The sequence below is a fragment of the Allobosea sp. genome (genome assembly GCF_036675845.1).
In the GTDB taxonomy this organism is placed as follows: domain Bacteria; phylum Pseudomonadota; class Alphaproteobacteria; order Rhizobiales; family Beijerinckiaceae; genus Allobosea.
The window spans coordinates 1-19,482 of the sequence record NZ_JAKFED010000203.1; the positions used below are offsets into that span (position 1 = coordinate 1).

General features: G+C 67.9%; 20 protein-coding genes. 8 read left to right on the top strand and 12 right to left on the bottom strand.

The features are described from left to right. Positions 1-54: 54 nt before the first annotated feature. Positions 55-852 carry a glycosyltransferase family 2 protein gene (locus tag V6M56_RS21220; protein ID WP_332686734.1) on the bottom strand — a complete coding sequence of 266 codons (798 nt, stop codon included), beginning with the start codon at positions 850-852 and terminating at the stop codon, positions 55-57. A 381-nt stretch (positions 853-1,233) separates the two neighbouring features. Between V6M56_RS21220 and V6M56_RS21225 the strand changes: the two genes are divergently transcribed. Beyond that, the gene (locus V6M56_RS21225; protein ID WP_332686736.1) at positions 1,234-1,914 is read left to right on the top strand and encodes an outer membrane protein; all 681 of its coding nucleotides are present in this window, start codon (positions 1,234-1,236) and stop codon (positions 1,912-1,914) included. Positions 1,915-2,078: 164 nt separating this feature from the next. On the opposite strand, the gene V6M56_RS21230 is transcribed toward V6M56_RS21225, so the two are convergent. The 6 genes from V6M56_RS21230 to V6M56_RS21255 form a co-directional block, all read right to left on the bottom strand. Continuing rightward, positions 2,079-2,684 carry a glutathione S-transferase family protein gene (locus V6M56_RS21230; protein ID WP_332686738.1) on the bottom strand — a complete coding sequence of 202 codons (606 nt, stop codon included), beginning with the start codon at positions 2,682-2,684 and terminating at the stop codon, positions 2,079-2,081. A 38-nt stretch (positions 2,685-2,722) separates the two neighbouring features. After that, entirely contained in the window at positions 2,723-3,574 is an 852-nt protein-coding gene (locus tag V6M56_RS21235; RefSeq protein WP_332686740.1) for a 23S rRNA (adenine(2030)-N(6))-methyltransferase RlmJ, read from the bottom strand. Positions 3,575-3,670: 96 nt separating this feature from the next. Then, positions 3,671-4,345, bottom strand: a complete 675-nt coding sequence (locus V6M56_RS21240; protein WP_332686742.1) for a ribonuclease T2 — start codon at positions 4,343-4,345, stop codon at positions 3,671-3,673. A gap of 9 nt (positions 4,346-4,354) precedes the next feature. After that, positions 4,355-4,858, bottom strand: coding sequence for a hypothetical protein (locus V6M56_RS21245; RefSeq protein ID WP_332686745.1), 504 nt, complete (start codon positions 4,856-4,858; stop codon positions 4,355-4,357). A 130-nt stretch (positions 4,859-4,988) separates the two neighbouring features. Then, the gene (locus V6M56_RS21250; protein ID WP_332686747.1) at positions 4,989-6,122 is read right to left on the bottom strand and encodes an iron-containing alcohol dehydrogenase; all 1,134 of its coding nucleotides are present in this window, start codon (positions 6,120-6,122) and stop codon (positions 4,989-4,991) included. Between the two features lie 188 nt (positions 6,123-6,310). Continuing rightward, positions 6,311-7,219 (bottom strand): DMT family transporter, encoded by a 909-nt coding sequence (locus V6M56_RS21255; protein ID WP_332686749.1) that lies wholly within the window; start codon positions 7,217-7,219, stop codon positions 6,311-6,313. A gap of 167 nt (positions 7,220-7,386) precedes the next feature. Between V6M56_RS21255 and V6M56_RS21260 the strand changes: the two genes are divergently transcribed. Both V6M56_RS21260 and V6M56_RS21265 read left to right on the top strand, forming a co-directional pair. After that, positions 7,387-7,698, top strand: coding sequence for an ArsR/SmtB family transcription factor (locus V6M56_RS21260; protein WP_332686751.1), 312 nt, complete (start codon positions 7,387-7,389; stop codon positions 7,696-7,698). Continuing rightward, positions 7,695-8,255: an SRPBCC family protein gene (locus V6M56_RS21265; RefSeq protein WP_332686753.1), complete on the top strand. Its 561-nt coding sequence runs from the start codon at positions 7,695-7,697 to the stop codon at positions 8,253-8,255. Before V6M56_RS21260 ends, V6M56_RS21265 begins: the two co-directional genes overlap by 4 nt. 161 nt (positions 8,256-8,416) lie before the next feature. On the opposite strand, the gene V6M56_RS21270 is transcribed toward V6M56_RS21265, so the two are convergent. The 4 genes from V6M56_RS21270 to V6M56_RS21285 all read right to left on the bottom strand — a co-directional run bounded on the left by V6M56_RS21270 (position 8,417) and on the right by V6M56_RS21285 (position 11,964). Further along, a complete protein-coding gene (locus V6M56_RS21270; protein WP_332686755.1) occupies positions 8,417-8,968 on the bottom strand; it encodes a winged helix DNA-binding protein in 552 nt (183 codons plus the stop codon). A 106-nt stretch (positions 8,969-9,074) separates the two neighbouring features. Then, complete coding sequence (locus V6M56_RS21275) at positions 9,075-10,061, bottom strand: TRAP transporter substrate-binding protein (RefSeq protein WP_332686770.1); 987 nt, start codon at positions 10,059-10,061, stop codon at positions 9,075-9,077. A gap of 43 nt (positions 10,062-10,104) precedes the next feature. Then, positions 10,105-11,412: a TRAP transporter large permease gene (locus V6M56_RS21280; RefSeq protein ID WP_332686756.1), complete on the bottom strand. Its 1,308-nt coding sequence runs from the start codon at positions 11,410-11,412 to the stop codon at positions 10,105-10,107. A 3-nt stretch (positions 11,413-11,415) separates the two neighbouring features. Next, positions 11,416-11,964: a TRAP transporter small permease gene (locus V6M56_RS21285; RefSeq protein WP_332686758.1), complete on the bottom strand. Its 549-nt coding sequence runs from the start codon at positions 11,962-11,964 to the stop codon at positions 11,416-11,418. Positions 11,965-12,212: 248 nt separating this feature from the next. Here V6M56_RS21285 and V6M56_RS21290 point away from each other — a divergent pair, with 248 nt between their 5' ends. Then, the gene (locus tag V6M56_RS21290; protein ID WP_332686760.1) at positions 12,213-15,812 is read left to right on the top strand and encodes a hydantoinase B/oxoprolinase family protein; all 3,600 of its coding nucleotides are present in this window, start codon (positions 12,213-12,215) and stop codon (positions 15,810-15,812) included. A 127-nt stretch (positions 15,813-15,939) separates the two neighbouring features. Next, positions 15,940-16,635 (top strand): SDR family oxidoreductase, encoded by a 696-nt coding sequence (locus V6M56_RS21295; RefSeq protein ID WP_332686762.1) that lies wholly within the window; start codon positions 15,940-15,942, stop codon positions 16,633-16,635. Between the two features lie 16 nt (positions 16,636-16,651). Here V6M56_RS21295 and V6M56_RS21300 read toward each other — a convergent pair whose 3' ends face one another. Continuing rightward, positions 16,652-17,272: a LysE family translocator gene (locus tag V6M56_RS21300; RefSeq protein ID WP_332686764.1), complete on the bottom strand. Its 621-nt coding sequence runs from the start codon at positions 17,270-17,272 to the stop codon at positions 16,652-16,654. A 96-nt stretch (positions 17,273-17,368) separates the two neighbouring features. Here V6M56_RS21300 and V6M56_RS21305 point away from each other — a divergent pair, with 96 nt between their 5' ends. From V6M56_RS21305 to V6M56_RS21315, 3 genes are all read left to right on the top strand, one after another. Next, entirely contained in the window at positions 17,369-17,953 is a 585-nt protein-coding gene (locus tag V6M56_RS21305; protein ID WP_332686766.1) for a GNAT family N-acetyltransferase, read from the top strand. Positions 17,954-18,040: 87 nt separating this feature from the next. Next, positions 18,041-18,844 (top strand): 4-hydroxy-tetrahydrodipicolinate reductase, encoded by an 804-nt coding sequence (dapB, locus tag V6M56_RS21310; protein ID WP_332686768.1) that lies wholly within the window; start codon positions 18,041-18,043, stop codon positions 18,842-18,844. Positions 18,845-18,984: 140 nt separating this feature from the next. Next, the coding region (locus V6M56_RS21315; protein ID WP_442881206.1) for a hypothetical protein at positions 18,985-19,482 on the top strand (498 nt) is incomplete at its 3' end.

Sequence of the window (19,482 nt, forward strand, 5' to 3'; positions counted from 1 at the left end):
CGCTCGACGATGGCGCGGCCGATGCGCCGTGCGCCGCCGGTGACGAGCGCGACCTCAGCGGTCATCCGAGCCTCCCTCGCGACGCTCGCTGCGGCGCCGGAGCCGGCGCTCCCAGTGCTTGGCGACGCGCAGATAGCGATAGAAGGCGTAGTTCATCGCGGTCATGAAGCCATAGACCCCGCGCAGCGCATGACGGCGCCCGACATAGGCCTTGAAGAAATTGCCGGGGAATTCCAGCGCCAGCCGCAATGCCGAGAGCGTCGCGCCGCGCTGGTCGAGATCATCGGCCTGCGCATCGCTATAGGCGTTGAGCTTGGCGATCTGCTCGCCGAGCGAGCGCACGGAATAGTGATGGATCGTTCCCTTCAGCCGGCCGACGCGCGCGCCGGGCTGAAGCTCGACCCGATCGTGCACCGGGGAAGGGGAGTAGCGTCCCTTGTCGCTGCGATAGAGCCGGACCGGCGTCAGCGCGTAGGCGAAACGATGCGGCGCGCCTTCGCCGGGAAAGACCTCGGCGATGCGCAGCTTGTAGGCGTCCTCGGCCGGCTCGCCCTTGGCGAACAGTGCGGCGATCTCGCTTGCGAGCGCGGGCGGCGTCACCTCGTCTGCATCGAGGTTGAGCAGCCAGCGATGGCGGCACTGGTCCTCGGCGAAGCGCTTCTGCGGGCCGTAGCCCGGCCAGGCGTGCTCGATGACGCGGGCGCCGAGGTCGGCTGCGATGGCCTGGGTGCCGTCGGTCGAGCCGGAATCGACCACCACGATGTCGTCGCTGAGCGCTCGCACCGCCGCGATGGTGCGCCCGATCCGGTCGGCCTCGTCACGCGTGATGATGAAGATCGAAAGAGGCGGCACACAAACGTCTCGTGGCGGGCGGGAATATCGGCTAAAGCATGGGGCGCCCGACCCTGCAAGCAGCCGGCGCATGACGGCGCTGCGCGGGCGTTGGAACCAAAATGCGATTGCGGCGTTTCTGTGATAGCTTCGGCCAGCGGCCGGCCGAAGACTGCCCTTGCGTTAGTATTCAGTTTACCATTCAGGAAGCCTTAACAAACACTAACCGAGTTTGAACGATATGCCGTCCTCTTTCCGCATTCTGCCGCAATTTCGCCTCGGTCTGGCAAGCAGATGTGTTCTCGCCGCAACAGACACGGCCGGCATTCGACCGTATAAAGGGTCGATCGAAATCACCGTCGGTTCTCCCCGGCACCAGCGACGACTACCAAGGAGTATACCATGAAGAAGTACCTGCTTTCGGGCGTTGCGGCCCTCGGCCTCCTCGCCGCTGGCGCTGCCTCCGCTGCCGACCTGCCGAGCCGCAAGGGCCCGGTTGAAGCCCCGATCTACGTTCCGGTCTTCACCTGGACCGGCTTCTATGTCGGTGCCAACGCCGGCTACGCCTGGGGTCAGATCGACTCGGCCGGCCTCGGCGTCCTGAGCTTCAAGGATCCGGACGGCTTCACCGGTGGTGGCCAGGTCGGCTACAACTATCAGATGGGCAATATCGTCCTCGGCCTCGAGGCCGACTTCCAGGGCGCCGATCTGAAGGCCAACGTCTTTGATGCGGTCAACAACATCACCGCTTCGAACGAGATCAACTGGTGGGGCACCGTCCGCGCTCGCGCCGGCTACTCCTTCGACCGGTTCCTGCCCTACGTCACCGGTGGTTTCGCCTACGGTAACGTGAAGAACAAGATCTCGACGGCCTTCGGCTCGTTCAGCGACGACAACACCCAGTATGGCTGGACCCTCGGTGCCGGCCTTGAGTACGCCTTCACCAACAACCTGTCGGCCAAGATCGAATACCTCTATGTCGACCTCGACAAGGAGTCGGTCTCGGTTCCGGGTGGCGTCTTCAACGCGAACGTCGAGACCAAGTTCTCGGTCGTCCGCGCCGGCCTGAACTACAGGTTCTGATCCGACCAGACGGTCTGATCGAACGAAACCCGGTGGCTTCGGCCACCGGGTTTTTCTTTGTCTGCGGGCTTTTTCTTGTCTGAAGGCCGTCCTGGAAACATCCCGGCCGCTGGCCCGACGGAACCGCTCCTCGCGATAAGGAGCGGGCCTTGCCGGACGAGCTCTCAGCCCTTGACGCGGGTCGCCTCGAAGGCCGGAACCTTGGCGGCGAAGGCGTCGAGCCAGGCAACCATCTGCGGATGCGCCAGGCGCCACTTCCCCTCGAAGCGCAGATCGAGATAGCCGAGCGCGCAGGCCAGCGCGATCTCGCCGATTCGGGGACGGTCCGGAAAGGCGGGCGGCTGCACTTCCAGCGCCGCGAGCGCCCGGTCGATCTTGCCCTGCTGATTCTCGACCCAGCCGGCATGGCGGATCTCGGCCGGCCGGATACGGACCTCATAGACCTGCAGCAGGGCGGCGTCGCAAATCCCGTCAGCGAGCGCCTGCAGCCGCAATTGCCCGAATCGTTCTTCACCGGCCGGCAGAAGCCGGCCGCCGCCGGCGAGATGGTCGAGATATTCGACGATGACGCGCGAATCGAACAGCGTGGAGCCGTCCTCGAGCACCAGGGCCGGAATCTTGCCGAGCGGATTCTGCTGGCGCAGCGGCTCGGCCGGATCGTTGGTGTCGGCGGCGACGACCTCGACCCGCTCGGCCAGGCCGAGTTCGGCCAGGGCGATCTTGACCTTGCGGCCGAAGGGCGAGGTGGGCGAGGAGCGCAAGGTCAGCATGGCAGGGCCTTCAGGCTGGACATGAATCGGGTTGACGATCAGCCATCGGGGCGGATCGCCTCGCATCGATAGCGCGGGCGCGGCCCTTGCGCGAGGCGTTCGCACAGGGCCGGCAGCAGGATCTCGGCTTCCTGCGCCAGCAGCCAGGGCGGGTTGACGACGAGCAGGCCGGTCGCGCCCAGGCCGCCGGCGGCCTCCGGGCGGTCGACATCGATCTCCAGCCTGAGCAGGCGGCCGATGCCCGCCTCCGCGATCGCGGCGAGCAGCCCGTCGGCGGCACGCCGGTCCTTCACCGGGTACCAGAGCGCGTAGCTGCCGGTCGGCCATTTGCGCCAGGCGGCGATGAAGGCGGCCGCGAGCGTCGCGAACTCGTCCTTTTCCTCGAAGGGCGGGTCGATCAGCACGAGGCCGCGCCGCTCCTTCGGCGGGACATTGGCACCGAGCGCGACCCAGCCATCGATGGCGAGCGCCTTGCAGCGCGAGTCGCGGCCGATCGCCTGGACGAGCTTGCGATAGGTATTCTCGTGCAGCTCGGCGGCGATCAGCCGGTCGTCGGCGCGCATCGCCTGGCGGCAGAGCCAGGGCGAGCCGGGATAGGCATCGGGCCCGTAGAGGCTGCGCGCCGCGGCGAGCGCCGCGCGCCAGGGGGCGAGCAGGCTTTCGGCAGCCGGGGCGAGCGGGGCCTGGTCGAGCCGCGCCACGCCGTCGCGCCATTCATGCGTGCGCAGGGCTTCCTCCGAGCCTAAATCGTAGCGCCCGGCACCGGCATGGCTGTCGACGATGCGGTAGGGCTTATCCTTGCCGTTGAGATGCGTGAGGATGCGCATCAGCATGACGTGCTTGAGGACGTCGGCGAAGTTGCCGGCATGGAAGCCGTGACGGTAATTCATGCAGCGGTCTTAGCGCGCTTTCTCCTCGGCCGATATCGACGGAGTGAAAGCAGCGCACGCCGGTTGAAGCATGCGTCGGCCCGGCACGGCCCGGCGTCAGCGGACGGCGTTGACCCTGAAATCGCGGGCGCGGCAGCCGGAGCGGTCGACCTCCTGGCAACTGCGGAAGCCGCGCAAATCCCGGCTGAAGCAGATGCGCACCTCTTGGAGCACGCCGCGGCGGCAGGCGACCGACATCATGTCGGTGCGCAGGCCGGGATTGGCGGCGACGAAGGCCCGTTCGAGGTCGATCGCGGTCCAGACTTGCTCGCGCTGGCCGTCGCGCAAGGGCGGCGGGATGACGATCTTCTCGCGGGCGCGCCGGACATCGGCGAAATAGCCGCTGGGGCTGGAGCCGGTGCAGGTGCCGTGCTTGCGCCATTGATGGCGCGCCAATCCGTCGGAGGGGAACAGGCCCTCGGCTTCCGACATCGCGATTCGCGAGGGGTTGCGCCCGGCCGGGCCGCAATCGGTTGGGTAGCCGCGCTCATTCTGCGGCCAGAGCCCGTGCACGACGAAGCCGAGATTGGCGCCGGGCGCGCATTGCTCGCGCGAGCGTCCGCGGCCGCCATCCTCGAGCTCGCAGAAGCCCGGCGACCAGGAGAGGGCGAGCACATAGAAGTCGAAATCGCCGGGCGCGCCGCCGCGGCTATGTTGCCCCTGCGCCTGTGCGCCCGAGACTGCGAAACCGAGCAGCGCCAGCCATGGCAGCCAGGCGCGCGAGGGCTTCATTGCCCGATGCTACCGCTCGGGGCCAGGCCGCGCCATCTGGCAATCGGGGGCGTAGGAGCGATGGCGATCGAGGCCACTGACGCACCAGTTGACGTTCCAGCCCCGGCCGAACAGGCCGAGATTCTCGCGCACCGAATAGTCGACCCGGCGCAGGACGCCGTCATTGACCATGACGCGCGCGGTGCAGAAGCGGCGCGGAATGAAGTCGTCGCCCCAGGGCCGCCAGCCGATCGGCCTGACCCGGTCGAAGGCGACGACCCGAAGCGGTCCCCAGAACTTGGCCTCGCGCGAGTTGAACCAGCTGGTGATCTCGCCGAGCACGGCGGGGTCCTCGCAGGCCGGCAGGTTGCCATACATCGGAATGATGCGCTCTTCGGCCCGGTCGGCAGGGTCGACATAGCGGCCGCCCGAGCGATAGGCCGGGTCGCCGTAAACTTCACCTCCTGCCTGCGCCGGCAGGGCTGCGAGGCAGAGCGTGGCGGCAAGGGCCGAGAAAAGCGAAACGCGGCGCATGGTGGCGGCCTTCGTGACTGGTAATGAATCCGTCCCGGTACGATGGATGCGGGGCACGCCCCGGTCAAGGCGACGGTTGCGTTTCGCTCGCAAACCGTCGCGCATTGTGGCTTTCCAATCGCGTTTCCGGCTAGCCGAAAGACGCGACCAGCATCGCCTCGTAGTCGGAGGCGGTCGCGGTGCGCGGGTTGGTGGCGCTGGAATGGTCCTGCACGGCGGCTGCCGCGATGGCGGGCAGCACGTCGCGCGGCACGCCCATCGCCGAAAGCGAGGCCGGCATGCCGAGCCTTGCCGTCAGTCCCGCAATCCATTCGGCGAGGTCGGCATCGGCACCGAGGCCGAGCGTGCGGCGGATTTCGGCGTATTTGGCTTGCGCCTCCGGCGCGTTGAAGCGCAGCACCGCCGGGAGCAGGACGGCGTTGAGGGTGCCGTGATGCAGCGAGACCTGCTTCAGCCCGCCGAGCGGGTGGGAGAGGGCGTGGACGGCGCCGAGCCCCTTCTGGAAGGTGAGGCCGCCCTGCAGGGCGGCCATCAGCATTTCCTTGCGCGCCTCGCGATCCGAGCCGTCGGCGACGGCGCGCTCGATATGCAGGACGGCGCGCTTCAGCCCGTCGAGAGCGATGGCTTCGGCAACCGGGTTGTCGCGCGGGCTGAGATAGGTCTCGATGCAATGGGTGACCGCGTCCATGCCGGTCGCGGCGGTAAGCCAGGAAGGCAGGCCGAGCGTCAGCTCGGGGTCGCATACCGCCAGCTTCGGAATCAGGTGGGGCGAGATGAAGCCGAGCTTGCGGCCGTCGTTCAGCGTGATCAATGCGGCGCGGCCGACCTCGCTGCCGGTGCCGGCCGTGGTCGGGATGGCGATGACCGGCGCGACCCGCGCGGTGATCTTCGGGATGCCGCCGAGGATCGCGGCATAGGTTTCGAGCGGGCCGTCATGGCCGGCGAGCAGGGCGACGCCCTTGGCGAGGTCGATCGGCGAGCCGCCGCCGATGGCGATGAGCCCGTCGCAGGCATGTTCGCGGTAGAGGGCGAGTGCGGCGAGGACCGCCTCCTCGGTCGGATTGGTCGGCGTCTCGGCGAAGAGCGCGGCATTGCCGAGCAGCGGCGAAACGGCGCGCAGTCGCTCGATCAGGTCGGTGGCGGCAAGGCCGCGATCGGTGACGATCAGCGGGCGCGAGATGCCGAGATCGGCGAGGCCGCCGGAAACCGCCTTCAGCTCGCCGAAGCCGAACTGCACCGTCGTCAGATAGGAGATCGTCGCCATTCGCATTCCCTCGCAGCCGCCCGGGCCGTTGGCCGGGCCGAAGTCTTGTCGCGCGTTCGCGGCAGCGATGCCAGCCCCGGAGCCCAGACATCGACGCAGAACAGCCCGGCGAACCGCGCGAAGACATGAGGGCGGCGGCGATCATGGTCCAGAGACCGGACGGCCCCGACTCGGCGGCCGTGAACCCGTCAGCTCTCCTGGATCGTCACGCGCTGCTTGGCGGTTTCAGAGGCTGGCCGGCTCGCCCGCCGCTCCAGTACGAGCAGGACGAGGCCGGCGGCGACGATCAGCGCCGCGCCGAGCAGCATGGCAGGCTTCGGCCAGTCGCCGAAGACCAGCCAGCCGAACAGCAGCGCCCAGACGATCAGCGTGTACTGGTAGGGCACCACCACCGAGGCCTCGGCGAGCTTGAGCGAGCGCGTCACGCACAGATGCGCGACCAAAGCGACGATGCCGAGCAGGCCGAGCAGGGCGGTGTCGGCGAGCGTCGGCGTCACCCAGCCGAAAGGCAAGAGGCCGAGGCCGATCAGCAGGGTGCCGAAGGTCTGCCAGCCGACCAGCACGACATCGGGCGTGCCGCGCAATTTGCGCCCCGCGATCATCATGCAGGCGAAGAGCACGCTGCCGACGAGCGCGACCAGCGCCGGCATGGAGAGCGCGGCCGAGGACGGGTCGAGCGCGATCGCGACGCCGATGAAACCGACGATGGCGGCGAGCCAGCGGCTGAGATCGACGCGCTCGCCCAGGACCAGGGCGGCGAGCGCCACCGCCCAGACCGGCGCCGCCAGCCAGATCGTCATGGTGTCGGCGAGGGGCAGATAGGCGACCGCGAGATAGAACAGCGCCGACTCAGTCGCGCCCAGGACGACGCGCAGGATCTGCAGCCCGGGCTGCTCCGGCCGCAGGAAGCTCCTGGCGCCCTGCCTGATGGCGAAGGGGGCGAGCACCGCCAGCGCCGCGGCGCTGCGCAGCAGCAGCAACTGCCCGACCGTGTAGGTCGCGACCAGCCATTTCCCGAGCACATCGTTGAGCGAGAACAGCAGGATGCCCAACAGCATCATGAGGATACCGGCGAGCGTGGCGTTTCGGGCGGGCATGGCGGTCTTTGGGGCAGGACGGGAGAGGTTCCTTCGCCCGTTGCTGGTGCGCAGGCAAGGGCTGCGGCGCGGGGGGGTGGCCGCGTCGGGCACAGGGCGGCCGGTCGATTGTATTTTCATGTTGACTTAATTAAGTAGGTGCGCAAATTAAGGCCATGGATCGCTTCATGGCCCTTGCCGACCCGACCCGCCGCCGCATCGTCGAGATGCTGGGCGAGGGCGCGCTCGCGGCCGGCGAGATCACGGCGCGGTTCAAGGTCAGCGCCCCGGCGATCTCGCAGCATCTCAAGGCGCTGAAGGCGGCCGGGCTGGTGACGGTCGAGGTCAGCGGCCAGCGCCGGATCTACCGGCTCGATCCCGAAGGTCTCGATGCATTCGAGGCTTGGGTCCGGCAGGTGCGCGGTTTCTGGAATGCCTCGCTCGACCGGCTGGAGCGAGAACTGGGAAAACCCGAGGAAAGCGAGGGAGATACGCGATGAACGAATATGGCGTTGTTCTGGAAAGCGGTGCGGTGCGCTTCGAGCGCCTGCTGCCGGGGCCGCTGGAGCGGGTCTGGGCCTATCTGGCGGAGTCCGACAAACGCGGCGCCTGGTTCGCCTCGGGCGAGGCCGAGCCGCGTGTCGGCGGCAGGATTTCGCTCCTGTTCAAGCATTCGCAGATCACCGACGAGACACCGCCGGAGCGCTATCGCGAGATGAACGACAATGGCTGGCCCTCGAACGGCACGATCACGCGCTACGAGCCGCCGCATGCGATCGGCTTCACCTGGGGCGGCGAGGGCGAGCCGGAATCGGAAGTGGTGTTCGAGCTCGCGCCGGAGGGCGAGAAGGTCCGCCTCACGCTGACGCATCGCAAGCTCGCGAACAAAGCCGAGATGGCGAATGTCTCCGGCGGCTGGCACCTGCATCTCGGCCTGCTTGAGGACAAGCTCGCCGGTGATGCGCCGCGCGGCTTCTGGTCGAGGCACGAGGCGGTCGAAGCCGAATATGCCAGGCGCTATGCCGATCTGCCGGACTGGGGGACGGCAGAGGGCTGAAGCCGGCGCCGACGCGAGCGCGGCGGACCAGACCACGCCTGCCCAGCGGAGCCGCGCCACGCGTGGTGCGAAATCCTGTCGCCTCGGTGTTCATGGATTCCAGGTTCGGCCCCGCGGGCCGCCCCGGAATGACCGCGCGGTTCCGAGAAACGCAGCGTGCTTTAAAGACTCGCCGCTGCCCGCGCGGCCTGATCGTACTGGCCCGAGAGCGAGCGCATCGCGGCGGCGATCTCGGAGAGGCGCGCCGGATCGACGCCGGTCGCCAGCACCGATTTCACCAGCAATTGCTCGCGCACCTTGGCGTAGCGCCGGCAGGCATCCTCGCCGGCCGGGGTCGCCGCGACGGTCTTCTCCTTGCCCTTGCGCCCGCCCTTGATCAGGCCGAGGCGCTCGAGCTTCTTCAGCGCGTAGTTCACGACATGCGTGTCCTCGATGTTGAGGATCAGGCAGATATCGGCGAGGCGCTTGGGTTTGCCGCGATGATTGACGTTGTGCAGCACCAGCACGTCCATCGGCGTCAGATCGGGCAGGCCGGCCGCGGTCATGGCGCGCAGCATCCAGCGATGGAAGGCATGGACCGTCATGCTGAGCGCGAACTCGAATTCCGACAGGGCCGGCATCGCGCCCGAAGCCAGATGGCCGGAGGAGACGATCGGGCCGAGCAGGGAAGCCATCAGCTTCGCGTCGGGCGAGTTGGCATCGGGATCTTGCATCGCGCGGATGTCCCTGGGTGACGAGGTTCGCCGGAGGCCCGGCCTCGTCGCATGGCGGATCGGTCCGCGACGCCGCCCGCGCGCGAGCGGGCGGCGTCGCGAGGCGTCACATCTTCTTGTAGGCGTCGACGATGGCCTGGCCCTCGGCGCCGGCCTTCTTCAGCCAGTCGGCGGTCAGGGTCTCGCCGGCCTTCTTGAAGCCGGCGGCGAGCGCGGCCGAAGGCGCGTTGACCTTCATGCCCTTGGCCTTGAGCTGGTCGAGATACCAGTTGGTCTTCTCTTCCCACAGCTTCCAGCCGCGCGCCTCGGCCGCGGCCGAGGCCTTGAGCAGCGCCTCCTGGGTCGGCTTGTCGAGCGCGTCGAAGGCGGCCTTGTTGACGAAGGTCGCGTTCTTCGGGATCCAGGCCTGGACGTCGTAGAAATGCGTCAGGGTCTCCCAGGCCTTGGAATCATAGCCGGTGCCGCCGGAGGACATGAAGGAGTTGACGACGCCGGTCGCCAGCGCCTGCGGCAATTCGGCGGCCTGGATCGTCACCGACTGCATGCCGAGGATCTCGCCGAGGCGGGTGGTGCCGACATTATAGGCCCGCCATTTCAGGCCCTTCATGTCCTCGACCGTGTTGATCTCCTTCTTGGCGTAGACGCCCTGCGGCGCCCACGGGACCATGAAGAGCAGCTTGATGCCCTGGCTCGCCAGCTTCTTCTCCACCGCCGCCTTCGAGGCCTTGTAGAGCTTCATCGAGTCCGCGAAGGAGGTGGCGAGGAAGGGCACGACGTCGATGCCGAAGATCGGGTCCTCGTTCTCGTGGATCGACATCAGCACCTCGCCCATCTGGGCCTGGCCGGTCTGCACCGCGCGCTTGATCTCGGGCGCCTTGAACAGCGCGGCATTGGCGTGGACGGTGATGCCGAGCTTGCCGCCCGTCGCGGCCTCGACTTCCTTGGCGAAGGTGACGAGATTCTCGGTATGGGGATTGTCGGCCGGGTAGGCGGCCGGCAGGTTCCACTTCGCCTGCGCCAGTGCGCCGGGCGCGGCGAGCGCCAGCGTTCCGGCGGCGACGCCGAGCGCCAGCAGGCCCTTGATGAAGTTCATGCGATTCATGGCAGTTCTCCGTTCCCTCATTGTGGTTGCTGCATCATTTCGGAAAGGCGAGTTCGGGCAGGAACATCACGATCTGCGGGAAGATCGTAATGATCGCGACGGCGGCGACCAGTAGAAAAAAGAACGGCAGGGCGGCGAGCGCGACCGTGTTGGAATCCTTGCCCGACATGGTCTGGAGCACGAAGAGATTGAAGCCGACCGGCGGCGAGACCTCGGCCATCTCGACGATCAGCACCAGGAAGATGCCGAACCAGACCAGGTCGAAGCCGGCCGCCTTGATCATCGGGATGACGATCGCCGTCGTCAGCACGATCATCGAGATGCCGTCGAGGGCGGCGCCGAGCACGATGTACATCACCGTCAGCGCCGCGATCAGCGCGTAGGGCGAGAGGTGCAGGCTGTCGACCCAGGCGGCGAGCGCCAGCGGGATGCCGGTATAGGCCATCGAGGTCGACATGAAGGAGGCGCCGGCGAGGATCAGCATGATCATGCAGGTGATCCGCGTCGTGCCCATGACGCTCGCCCAGAACGCTTCCTTCGTCAGCGAGCCCGACCACCAGGCGATGCCGAAGGAGCCGAGCACCCCCCAGGCGGCGCATTCGGTCGCCGTCGCCCAGCCCAGCAGCAGCGACAGGAAGACCAGCACGATCAGCAGCATGCAGGGGATGAGGTTGGCCGATTCCCGCAGCTTCCGGCGCAGCGGCATCTTCGGCTCGGCCGGCGGCGCCTGATCCGGGTGCAGCAGGTGCCAGACGATGATGTAGCCGGAATAGAGCGCCATCACGAGCAGGCCGGGCAGGAAGCCGGCGAGGAAGACCTGGATGATCGAGACGTTCGCGGCCACCGCATAGACCACCATGGTGATCGAGGGCGGGATCAGGATGCCCAGCGTGCCGGCGCCGGCGAGCGAGCCGAGCGAAAGCTTCTCGTTGTAGCCGCGCCGCTTCAGCTCCGGCAGGGCGATCTTGGCGACCGTGGCGCAGGTTGCGGCCGAGGAGCCGGAGACCGAGCCGAAGATGCCGCAGGCCAGCACGTTGACGTGCATCAGCCGGCCGGGGAGCCAGTTCAGCCAGGGCGCGAGGCCGCGGAACATCTCCTCCGAGAGCCTGGTGCGGTAGAGGATCTCGCCCATCCAGATGAAGAGCGGCAGGGCGGCCAGCGTCCAGGAGGCGCTGTTGCCCCAGATCGTCGTCGCCAGCACCGAGCCGGCCGGGATGCCGCCGGCGACGAACTGCATCGCCACCCAGCCACAGGCCATCAGCGAGATCGCGATCCAGACGCCGCCGGCCAGAAGGGCCGCCAGCAGGCCGAGCAGCAGCGCGGAAATTTCGATCATGGACATGGCTCAGACCCCGCTCTGCATGGCGCGCTCGACGATTTCCTCGTCGGTCTGCGGGGGCGGCTTCTCGTAGCGCGGGGTGTTGCCGCGCAGCACGACATGCACGAACTCGTCGAGCATGGCGATGAACAGGATGATGAGCCCGCCGGAATAGCCGAGCTGCGGGACCCACATCGGCATGGCGACGACGCCGCCGGCGATGTCGTTGAAGGCGTAGGACTGCCAGGTCATCACCGTCGCATGCCAGGCGAAGAAGCCGGTGAAGCCGAGGCCGAGCACGAGCGAGAAGGTCTCGAACACCCAGCGCGTGCGGCCCTTGAAGCGGTCGATCAGCAGGCCGACCCGGATCATCTCGCCGGATTTGAAGGTGTGGGCGAGGCCGAGAAAGGCCATCGCCGCCATGCACCAGGAGGCGAAATCGTCGCCGGCGGGGATGTTGAAGCCGACCTCGCGGCCGAGCGAGAGGCCCATCATCAAGGCGAGGATGGCGATCAGGAAGAAACCGGCAGCGTAGCCGGCGAAGAGGTAGAGCCTGTCGAGCGTGCTGCGGATCATCGGGTGCTCCGCAGCGTGGGATCGGGCTGCGGCATGGCTGCCGCGTCGGGTCGCCGGCGCGTGCCGGGCCTGATTGCCAGGGCCGATCCCGTCATTGCACTCTCCCATCGCGCTCGACCGGCCTGGCCCCTCAGCCATGTTCCAGTCACAATTGCGATCGTAGCCGGCGAATTCTCCTTGTCAACTTTTCATCGACGATTTATCGATGAAAAGTGAAACTGAGTTCGATCGCCGCTTGGGAGGGTGCGATGACTGCGAGCCGTTGGGACTTCTGGATCGACCGTGGCGGCACCTTCACCGACGTGATCGGCCGCGATCTGCAAGGCAGGCTTCACGCCAGGAAGCTGCTCTCCGACAATCCCGGCGCCTATCGCGACGCCGCCGTGCAGGGCATCCGCGACCATCTCGGGCTGAAGGCCGGCGAGCCGATCCCGGCTGCTCTCGTCGGCGAGGTGCGGATGGGCACCACGGTCGCGACCAATGCGCTGCTCGAGCGCAAGGGCGACCGGACGCTGCTGGTCACCACCAAGGGTTTCCGCGATGCCTTGCGCATCGGCTACCAGGCGCGGCCCGACATCTTCGCCAAGGAGATCATCAAGCCCGAGCAGCTCTACGATGCGGTGGTCGAGGTCGAGGAGCGGGTGCTGGCCGACGGCGCCGTCGAGCGCGTGCCTGACGAGGCGGCGATCCGCGCTGCCCTGCAGGCGCAGTACGATGCCGGGTTCCGCGCCGTCGCCATCGTCTTCATGCACGCCTATCGCTATCCGGCGCATGAGCAGGTCGCGGCCCGCATCGCCCGCGAGATCGGCTTCCCGCAGGTCTCGGTCAGCCACGAGGTCTCGCCGCTGATCAAGCTGGTCGGTCGCGGCGATACCGCCGTGGTCGACGCCTATCTCTCGCCGATCCTTTCCCGCTATGTCGCGCAGGTCTCGGAGGAACTCGACATCGCCCGCACCGGCGCGCGGCTGATGTTCATGATGTCCTCGGGCGGGCTCACCGCCGCCGAACTCTTTCAAGGCAAGGACGCCATTCTCTCCGGCCCGGCCGGTGGCGTCGTCGGCCTCGCCGAGACCGGCCGCTCGGCCGGCTTCGACAAGGTGATCGGCTTCGACATGGGCGGCACCTCGACCGATGTCGCGCATTTCGACGGCGAATATGAGCGCGCCTTCGAGACCGAGGTCGCCGGCGTGCGCATGCGGGCGCCGATGATGCTGATCCACACCGTCGCCGCCGGCGGCGGCTCGATCCTCCACTTCGACGGCGCCCGTTTCCGCGTCGGTCCCGATTCCGCCGGTGCCAATCCCGGCCCCGCCGCCTATCGCCGCGGCGGGCCGCTCGCGGTGACCGACGCCAATGTCATGGTCGGAAAGCTGATCCCCGGCTATTTTCCGCCGATCTTCGGCGAGAGCCACGACCAGCCGCTCGATGCGGAGACCGTCCGGGCGAAATTCGCTGCGCTCGCGGCGGAGGTCGGCGACGGGCGCTCGCCCGAGGAGGTCGCCGACGGCTTCATCCAGATCGCTGTCGCCAACATGGCCGAGGCGATCAAGAAGATCTCGGTGCAGCGCGGCTACGACATCACCCGCTATGCGCTGAACTCCTTCGGCGGTGCCGGCGGCCAGCATGCCTGCCTCGTCGCCGACGCGCTCGGCATCAAGACCGTGCTGCTGCACCCGTTCTCCGGCCTGCTCTCGGCCTATGGCATGGGTCTCGCTGAAATCCGCGCGACGCGCACGGCGGCGCTCGATGTGCCGCTCGATGCCGAGGCGAAGGCGGCCATCGCCACCGTGGCCGAGCGGCTGGGCGCCGACACCAAGGCGGAGGTCGCCGGTCAGGGCGTGCCGGAGGGCGACATCGCCATCCATGTCCGTGCCCATGTCCGCTATGCCGGCACCGATACCGCGATCGCCGTCCCGTTCGGCAGCCGCGCCGAGATGCAGGAGGCTTTTCAGGGCGCCCACAGGGCGCGCTTCGGCTTCATCGACGAGACCAAGGCGCTGGTCGTCGAGGCGGTCGAGGTCGAGGCGGTCGGCGGCGGTGCCCGCTTCGAGGAGGCCGAGGCGGCCGAGAGCGCCGGCGCGCCGGTCGCGGCCGAGCATACCCGCCTGTTCTCGCAAGGGCGCTGGCATGAGGCGGCGATCGTCCGGCGCGAGGCGATGCAGCCCGGCCAGAGCGTTGCCGGGCCGGCGATCGTGATCGAGCCGAACCAGACCGTGGTGGTCGAGGATGGCTGGAGCGCCAGGCTGACCGCCAAGGACCATCTGGTGCTGACGCGTAGCAGGGCGCTGGTGCAGCAGGCGGCGATCGGCACCAAGGCCGATCCGGTCATGCTCGAGATCTTCAACAACCTGTTCATGTCGATCGCCGAGCAGATGGGCGTGACGCTGCAGAACACCGCCTATTCGGTGAACATCAAGGAGCGGCTCGACTTCTCCTGCGCGGTCTTCGACCAGACCGGCGCGCTCGTCGCCAATGCGCCGCATATGCCGGTGCATCTCGGCTCGATGGACAAGTCTGTCGAGACCGTGATCAGCAACAATCCGATGATCCGGCCGGGCGACGTCTACTGCCTTAACGCGCCCTATAATGGCGGCACGCATCTGCCCGACATCACCATCTGCACGCCGGTCTTCGACGAGCAGGACAAGGAGATCCTGTTCTGGGTGGCGAGCCGCGGCCACCATGCCGATGTCGGCGGCACCGCGCCGGGCTCGATGTCGCCGCTGGCGACCAATATCGAGGAAGAAGGCGTCTATATCGACAACTTCAAGATCGTCGATCAGGGCCGCTTCTGCGAGGAGGATCTGGTCAAGCTGCTGACCGGGGCGCGCTATCCCGTCCGCAACGTCGTCCAGAACGTCAATGACCTGAAGGCGCAGATCGCCGCCAACGAGAAGGGCGTGGCCGAGCTGAAGAAGATGATCCGCTCCTTCGGCCTCGATGTCGTGCAGGCCTATATGGGCCATGTCCAGGACAATGCCGCCGAGAGCGTCGCCAGGCTGCTCGCCAAGCTGCATGACTGCGAATTCACCTACCCCATGGACCAGGGCTGCGCGATCAAGGTGAAGATCACCGTCGATCGCGAGAAGCGCGAGGCAACGGTCGACTTCACCGGCACCTCGCCGCAGCGCGAGGACAATTTCAACGCGCCGGCGCCGGTCACCCGCGCCGCCGTGCTCTATGTCTTCCGCGTCATGGTCGACGATGCGATCCCGATGAACGCCGGGTGCCTGCGGCCGATCAGGGTGATCGTGCCGGAAGGTACGATGCTCAGCCCCCGCTATCCGGCCGCCGTCGTTGCCGGCAATGTCGAGGTCTCACAGGCGGTGACCAACACGCTGTTCGGCGCGCTCGAGGCGATGTCGTCCTCGCAGGGGACGATGAACAACCTGACCTTCGGCAATGACGAGTACCAGTATTACGAGACGATCTGCTCCGGCTCGCCAGCGGGGCCGGGCTTCAACGGCACCTCGGGCGTGCACGTCCACATGACCAATTCCCGGCTGACCGATCCGGAGATCCTGGAGACGCGCTTCCCCGTCGTGCTCGAGGATTTCCACATCCGGCTCGGCTCGGGCGGCAAGGGCGAGTGGAATGCCGGCGACGGCACCAGCCGCACCATCCGCTTCCTGAAGGGCATGGACTGCGCCATCCTCGCCTCGCATCGCAGGGTCAGGCCCTTCGGCATGAAGGGCGGCGAGCCGGGCGAGCTCGGGCGGACGCTGGTGCGGCGGCTTTCGGGCGCGGTCGAGGAGCTGAAGCCCTCCGACCAGACCTTCCTGCAGGCCGGCGAGGCGGTGACGGTGATCACGCCGACCGCCGGCGGCTATGGAAAGTGCAAGGGCTGAGGCTTAGCTCTTCGCCCATCGCCTTTGCGAGCGTAGCGAAGCAATCCCGGGTTGCGTTTTGTCCCCTTGGATTGCCTCGTCGGCTGGCGTCTCCTCGCAATGACGCTTGCGCCAAGGAGACTGAGCGATGTCGCAGACCTGGATGATCACCGGAGCCAATCGTGGCATCGGGCTGGCGCTGGCGATGGAATTGCTGCGCCGGGGCGACCATGTCGTCGCCGCAGCGCGCAATCCCTGGGGCGGGGCGCTGGCGGAACTCGCCGGCGCGCATGGCGCGGCGCTGATGCCGCTCGAGCTCGACGTGACCTCGGACGCCAGCATCGCCGCCGCCAAGCAGGCGCTCGCCGGCCGGCCGCTCGACGTGCTGGTCAATAATGCCGGCATCTATGGCCCGCGCGATCGCCAGTCGGCATTCGAGATGGATTTCGACGCCTGGCGCGCGGTCTTCGAGGTCAATGTCTACGCGCCCTTGCGGGTGGCGCAGGCTTTCCTGCCCAATCTCGAAGCCGGCAGCGGCCGCAAGCTCGCGACGATCTCGAGCCGGATGGGCTCGCTCGGCGGCAACCCTTCCGGCGCGCTCGCCTATCGTTCGTCCAAGGCGGCGGTCAACATGGCCATGGTCGTCTTCGGCAATGCGGTCCGCGCCAGCGAGATCGCCGTGCTGCTGTTCCATCCCGGCTGGGTGCGCACCGATATGGGCGGCGGCGGAGCCGATATCCCGGCAACCGATAGCGCTGCCGGGCTGATCGAGACGATCGACGCCTCCGGCATGGCGGAGACCAACAGCTTCCGGACCTGGCAGGGCGAGACGATTCCCTGGTAGGTGCTGAAGCTGCGCGTCAACTGGCGCGGGTCGAGGCGAGCCAGAGGCCGCCGCCGATCAGGAAGCCGCCGCTGAACTTCGAGAGCAGGCGCACGCGCCGCTGCGACAGGAAACGGCCGGCCCGGCCGGAGAGCACGGCATAGGCGCTGTCGCTGACCGCCGCGAACAGCATCGCGGTCGCGCCCATGATCGCGATCTGGGTGGCGTGGTCGCGGGCGGGATCGAGGAATTGCGGGAAGAAGGCGCCGAAGAACAGCAGCGTCTTCGGATTGCTGAGCGCGACCAGCACGCCCTGCAGGAAGAAGCCGCCGCGCGGCGGGCGCGCCGGCGTCGCGCCGCCTTCGCCGATATCGCCGGCGCTGCGATACATCTTCCAGCCGAGCCAGACCAGATAGGCGGCGCCGGCCAGCCGGACCCAGTCGAACCAGTGGCCCATCGCCGCGATGACCGAGCTCAGGCCGATGCCGACGATGGCGATCATGATCGCCAGCCCCGCCTGCGTTCCTGCCACATTGAGAAGGCCGGCCCGACTACCATGCTTCAGGCTATTGGCGATGATCAGCGTCACCGTCGGGCCGGGCACGATGATGATGACGACGCAAGCCAGCAAATAGGCGGCGAAGAGTTCGAAGGACATTGGGGGCCTCGCGGCGGTTCGGCGGCCGCCTCCGGGGCGACGTGCGATTCCTTTATTATTTGCGATCCTGAGTCGAGAGCAGGGTGGAGAGACGGGATGGTTGCAGCAGCGTTCAATGTGGTTCCGCTGACGCCGGAGCATTGGCCGGCGCTGGAGGAGCTCTTCGGCCCGCAAGGCCCTTGCTATGGCTGCTGGTGCAACCATTACCGCATGCCACCGAAGCTCAGGAAGCCGCTTCTCGGCGAGGGCGCGCGGCGGCTGTTCGAACAGCGCGTGCACGATGGGCCCGCGCCCGGCGTGCTCGCCTTTGCAGGGGAGGTGGCGGTCGGCTGGCTCCAGGTCGGTCCGCGTGCGCATGTGCCCGAATGGAACAATCCGCGCCGCGCCTCGACGCCACTGCCGGATGCGCCGGCCGAGGACGAGCGGAACTGGGCGGCCTCCTGCTTCTTCGTGCGCAAGGGTTTTCGCGGCAAGGGTGTCACCGGCGCCCTGCTCGACGGCGCGATCGGCTTTGCGCGCCGCAGCGGCGCGCAATTACTCGAAGCCGCGCCGATGGCGAACGAGACGAAGCGCAGCAGCGAGGGGCTCTATGTCGGTCCGGAGAGCGTGTTCCGGCGCGCCGGCTTCGTCGAGGTCGCGTGCCACAAGCCGGGCCGGCCGCTGCTGCGCCTCGTGCTGTAGGCGGGCCTGCCTTGCGGCCGGCGCCGATGGACCGCGACAGGGCGCTCGCCTAATCCTCGCTCATTCGAATCCTGCGAGGAGCCGTCCATGATCCGCATCACGCTTGCCGGCTGCACCGGCTGGGTCGGCAAGGCGCTGGTCGCCGCCATCACGGCGGCGCCCGATCTGGAACTCGTCACCGGCGTCTCGCGCCAGGCGGCGGGGCGCGATCTCGGCGAGGCGGCGGGCCTGTCGGCGAACGGGCTGCCGGTCTTCGCGACGGTTTCGGAAGCGCTCGCCGTGCCCTGCGACGTGCTGATCGACTACACCAAGCCCGACAGCGTGAAGGCCAATGTGCTCGCCGCCGTCGCAGCCTCGCGCCATGTCGTGGTCGGCGCTTCCGGCATGTCGGCCGCGGACTATGACGAGGTCGCAGCGGCCGCCCGGGACGCCAAGGTCGGCGTGCTCGCCGCCGGCAATTTCTCGATCACGGCCACCCTGCTGCGGCGCTTCGCCCGCGAGGCGGTGAAATATGTGCCCGACGTCGAGATCATCGACTACGCCTCGCCCACCAAGCCCGACACGCCTTCGGGCACGGGTTTCGAGCTCGCCGAGACGCTTGCCGCCGAGCGCATGGCCGCGACCTCGATGCCGGTCGCCGCGCTCGGCGGCGTGCGCGAGACGCGCGGCGGCGCGATCGGTGCGCCGCATCCGGTGCAGGTGCATTCGCTGCGGATGCCGGGCTTCGTGCTCTCCTGCGAGGCGGTGTTCGGCCTGGCGGATGAGCGCCTGGTGATCCGCCATGACGCCGGCACCTCGGCGGCTCCCTATGTCGGCGGCACGTTGCTGGCGGCGCGACGCGTCGGCGAGCAGGTCGGCCTGCGCCGCGGCCTCGACAGCCTGATGGGCTGAGCCGTCGCGGCCGCGAAGATAGAACTCGATAAATTCAGTTTTTCCAAGTGCTTAGCTGGCTTCATTAAGGATCTGTTCGTTCGCGGTTGCGAGAAGTGCCGCGCTTGACGATGGCGGTGGACGGGATGCGGCGTTTCGGCTTGACGGCGAAGATAACCCTGCTGTTCGCCCTGTTCGGGATGGCGGCGGCGATGGGGCTGGCGAGCGCGGTGCGCGGCCTCGCCTCGGTGCATGAGATCGATCGCGAGGCCTTCATCGGCCTCCAGCTCGCCAACCGCGCCTCGCTTTTGTCGAGCCGCGTGGCGCAGGCTTCCCTGCTCAGCCGTTTTGACGGCGGTGCCGGAGCGCAGGAGGTCGAGCGCGCGCTGGACCAGCTCGATGCCGCCATCGAACTGGTCGATGCCGCCCGCGCCAGCCTGGCCTCGGCGCTGCCGCCCGCCCTCGCGCAGGCGCATCCGACGCTCGATGCGCGCATCCGGACCTTCATCGCCTTCCAGCGCGACATCGTCGAGATCGGCCGCCGCGTCTCCGCCAAGGCGGCGCTGATCGAGGCCTCGGCGGAAGCCGCGAAGGAGAATGTTCGCCAGATCATCAGCGTCACGGCGACGATCCGCGACGATCTCGACCGGCAATCCGGC

What these genes read in the sequence shown, in the direction of transcription:
- V6M56_RS21275 (WP_332686770.1), bottom strand. Translation starts at nt 10,061, where the DNA reads ATGAACTTCATCAAGGGCCTGCTGGCGCTCGGCGTCGCCGCCGGAACG.
- V6M56_RS21270 (WP_332686755.1), bottom strand. Translation starts at nt 8,968, where the DNA reads ATGCAAGATCCCGATGCCAACTCGCCCGACGCGAAGCTGATGGCTTCC.
- V6M56_RS21295 (WP_332686762.1), top strand. Translation starts at nt 15,940, where the DNA reads ATGTCGCAGACCTGGATGATCACCGGAGCCAATCGTGGCATCGGGCTG.
- V6M56_RS21260 (WP_332686751.1), top strand. Translation starts at nt 7,387, where the DNA reads ATGGCCCTTGCCGACCCGACCCGCCGCCGCATCGTCGAGATGCTGGGC.
- V6M56_RS21300 (WP_332686764.1), bottom strand. Translation starts at nt 17,272, where the DNA reads ATGTCCTTCGAACTCTTCGCCGCCTATTTGCTGGCTTGCGTCGTCATC.
- V6M56_RS21245 (WP_332686745.1), bottom strand. Translation starts at nt 4,858, where the DNA reads ATGCGCCGCGTTTCGCTTTTCTCGGCCCTTGCCGCCACGCTCTGCCTC.
- V6M56_RS21285 (WP_332686758.1), bottom strand. Translation starts at nt 11,964, where the DNA reads ATGATCCGCAGCACGCTCGACAGGCTCTACCTCTTCGCCGGCTACGCT.
- V6M56_RS21265 (WP_332686753.1), top strand. Translation starts at nt 7,695, where the DNA reads ATGAACGAATATGGCGTTGTTCTGGAAAGCGGTGCGGTGCGCTTCGAG.
- V6M56_RS21305 (WP_332686766.1), top strand. Translation starts at nt 17,369, where the DNA reads ATGGTTGCAGCAGCGTTCAATGTGGTTCCGCTGACGCCGGAGCATTGG.
- dapB (WP_332686768.1), top strand. Translation starts at nt 18,041, where the DNA reads ATGATCCGCATCACGCTTGCCGGCTGCACCGGCTGGGTCGGCAAGGCG.
- V6M56_RS21225 (WP_332686736.1), top strand. Translation starts at nt 1,234, where the DNA reads ATGAAGAAGTACCTGCTTTCGGGCGTTGCGGCCCTCGGCCTCCTCGCC.
- V6M56_RS21280 (WP_332686756.1), bottom strand. Translation starts at nt 11,412, where the DNA reads ATGTCCATGATCGAAATTTCCGCGCTGCTGCTCGGCCTGCTGGCGGCC.
- V6M56_RS21240 (WP_332686742.1), bottom strand. Translation starts at nt 4,345, where the DNA reads ATGAAGCCCTCGCGCGCCTGGCTGCCATGGCTGGCGCTGCTCGGTTTC.
- V6M56_RS21230 (WP_332686738.1), bottom strand. Translation starts at nt 2,684, where the DNA reads ATGCTGACCTTGCGCTCCTCGCCCACCTCGCCCTTCGGCCGCAAGGTC.
- V6M56_RS21250 (WP_332686747.1), bottom strand. Translation starts at nt 6,122, where the DNA reads ATGGCGACGATCTCCTATCTGACGACGGTGCAGTTCGGCTTCGGCGAG.
- V6M56_RS21255 (WP_332686749.1), bottom strand. Translation starts at nt 7,219, where the DNA reads ATGCCCGCCCGAAACGCCACGCTCGCCGGTATCCTCATGATGCTGTTG.
- V6M56_RS21235 (WP_332686740.1), bottom strand. Translation starts at nt 3,574, where the DNA reads ATGAATTACCGTCACGGCTTCCATGCCGGCAACTTCGCCGACGTCCTC.
- V6M56_RS21290 (WP_332686760.1), top strand. Translation starts at nt 12,213, where the DNA reads ATGACTGCGAGCCGTTGGGACTTCTGGATCGACCGTGGCGGCACCTTC.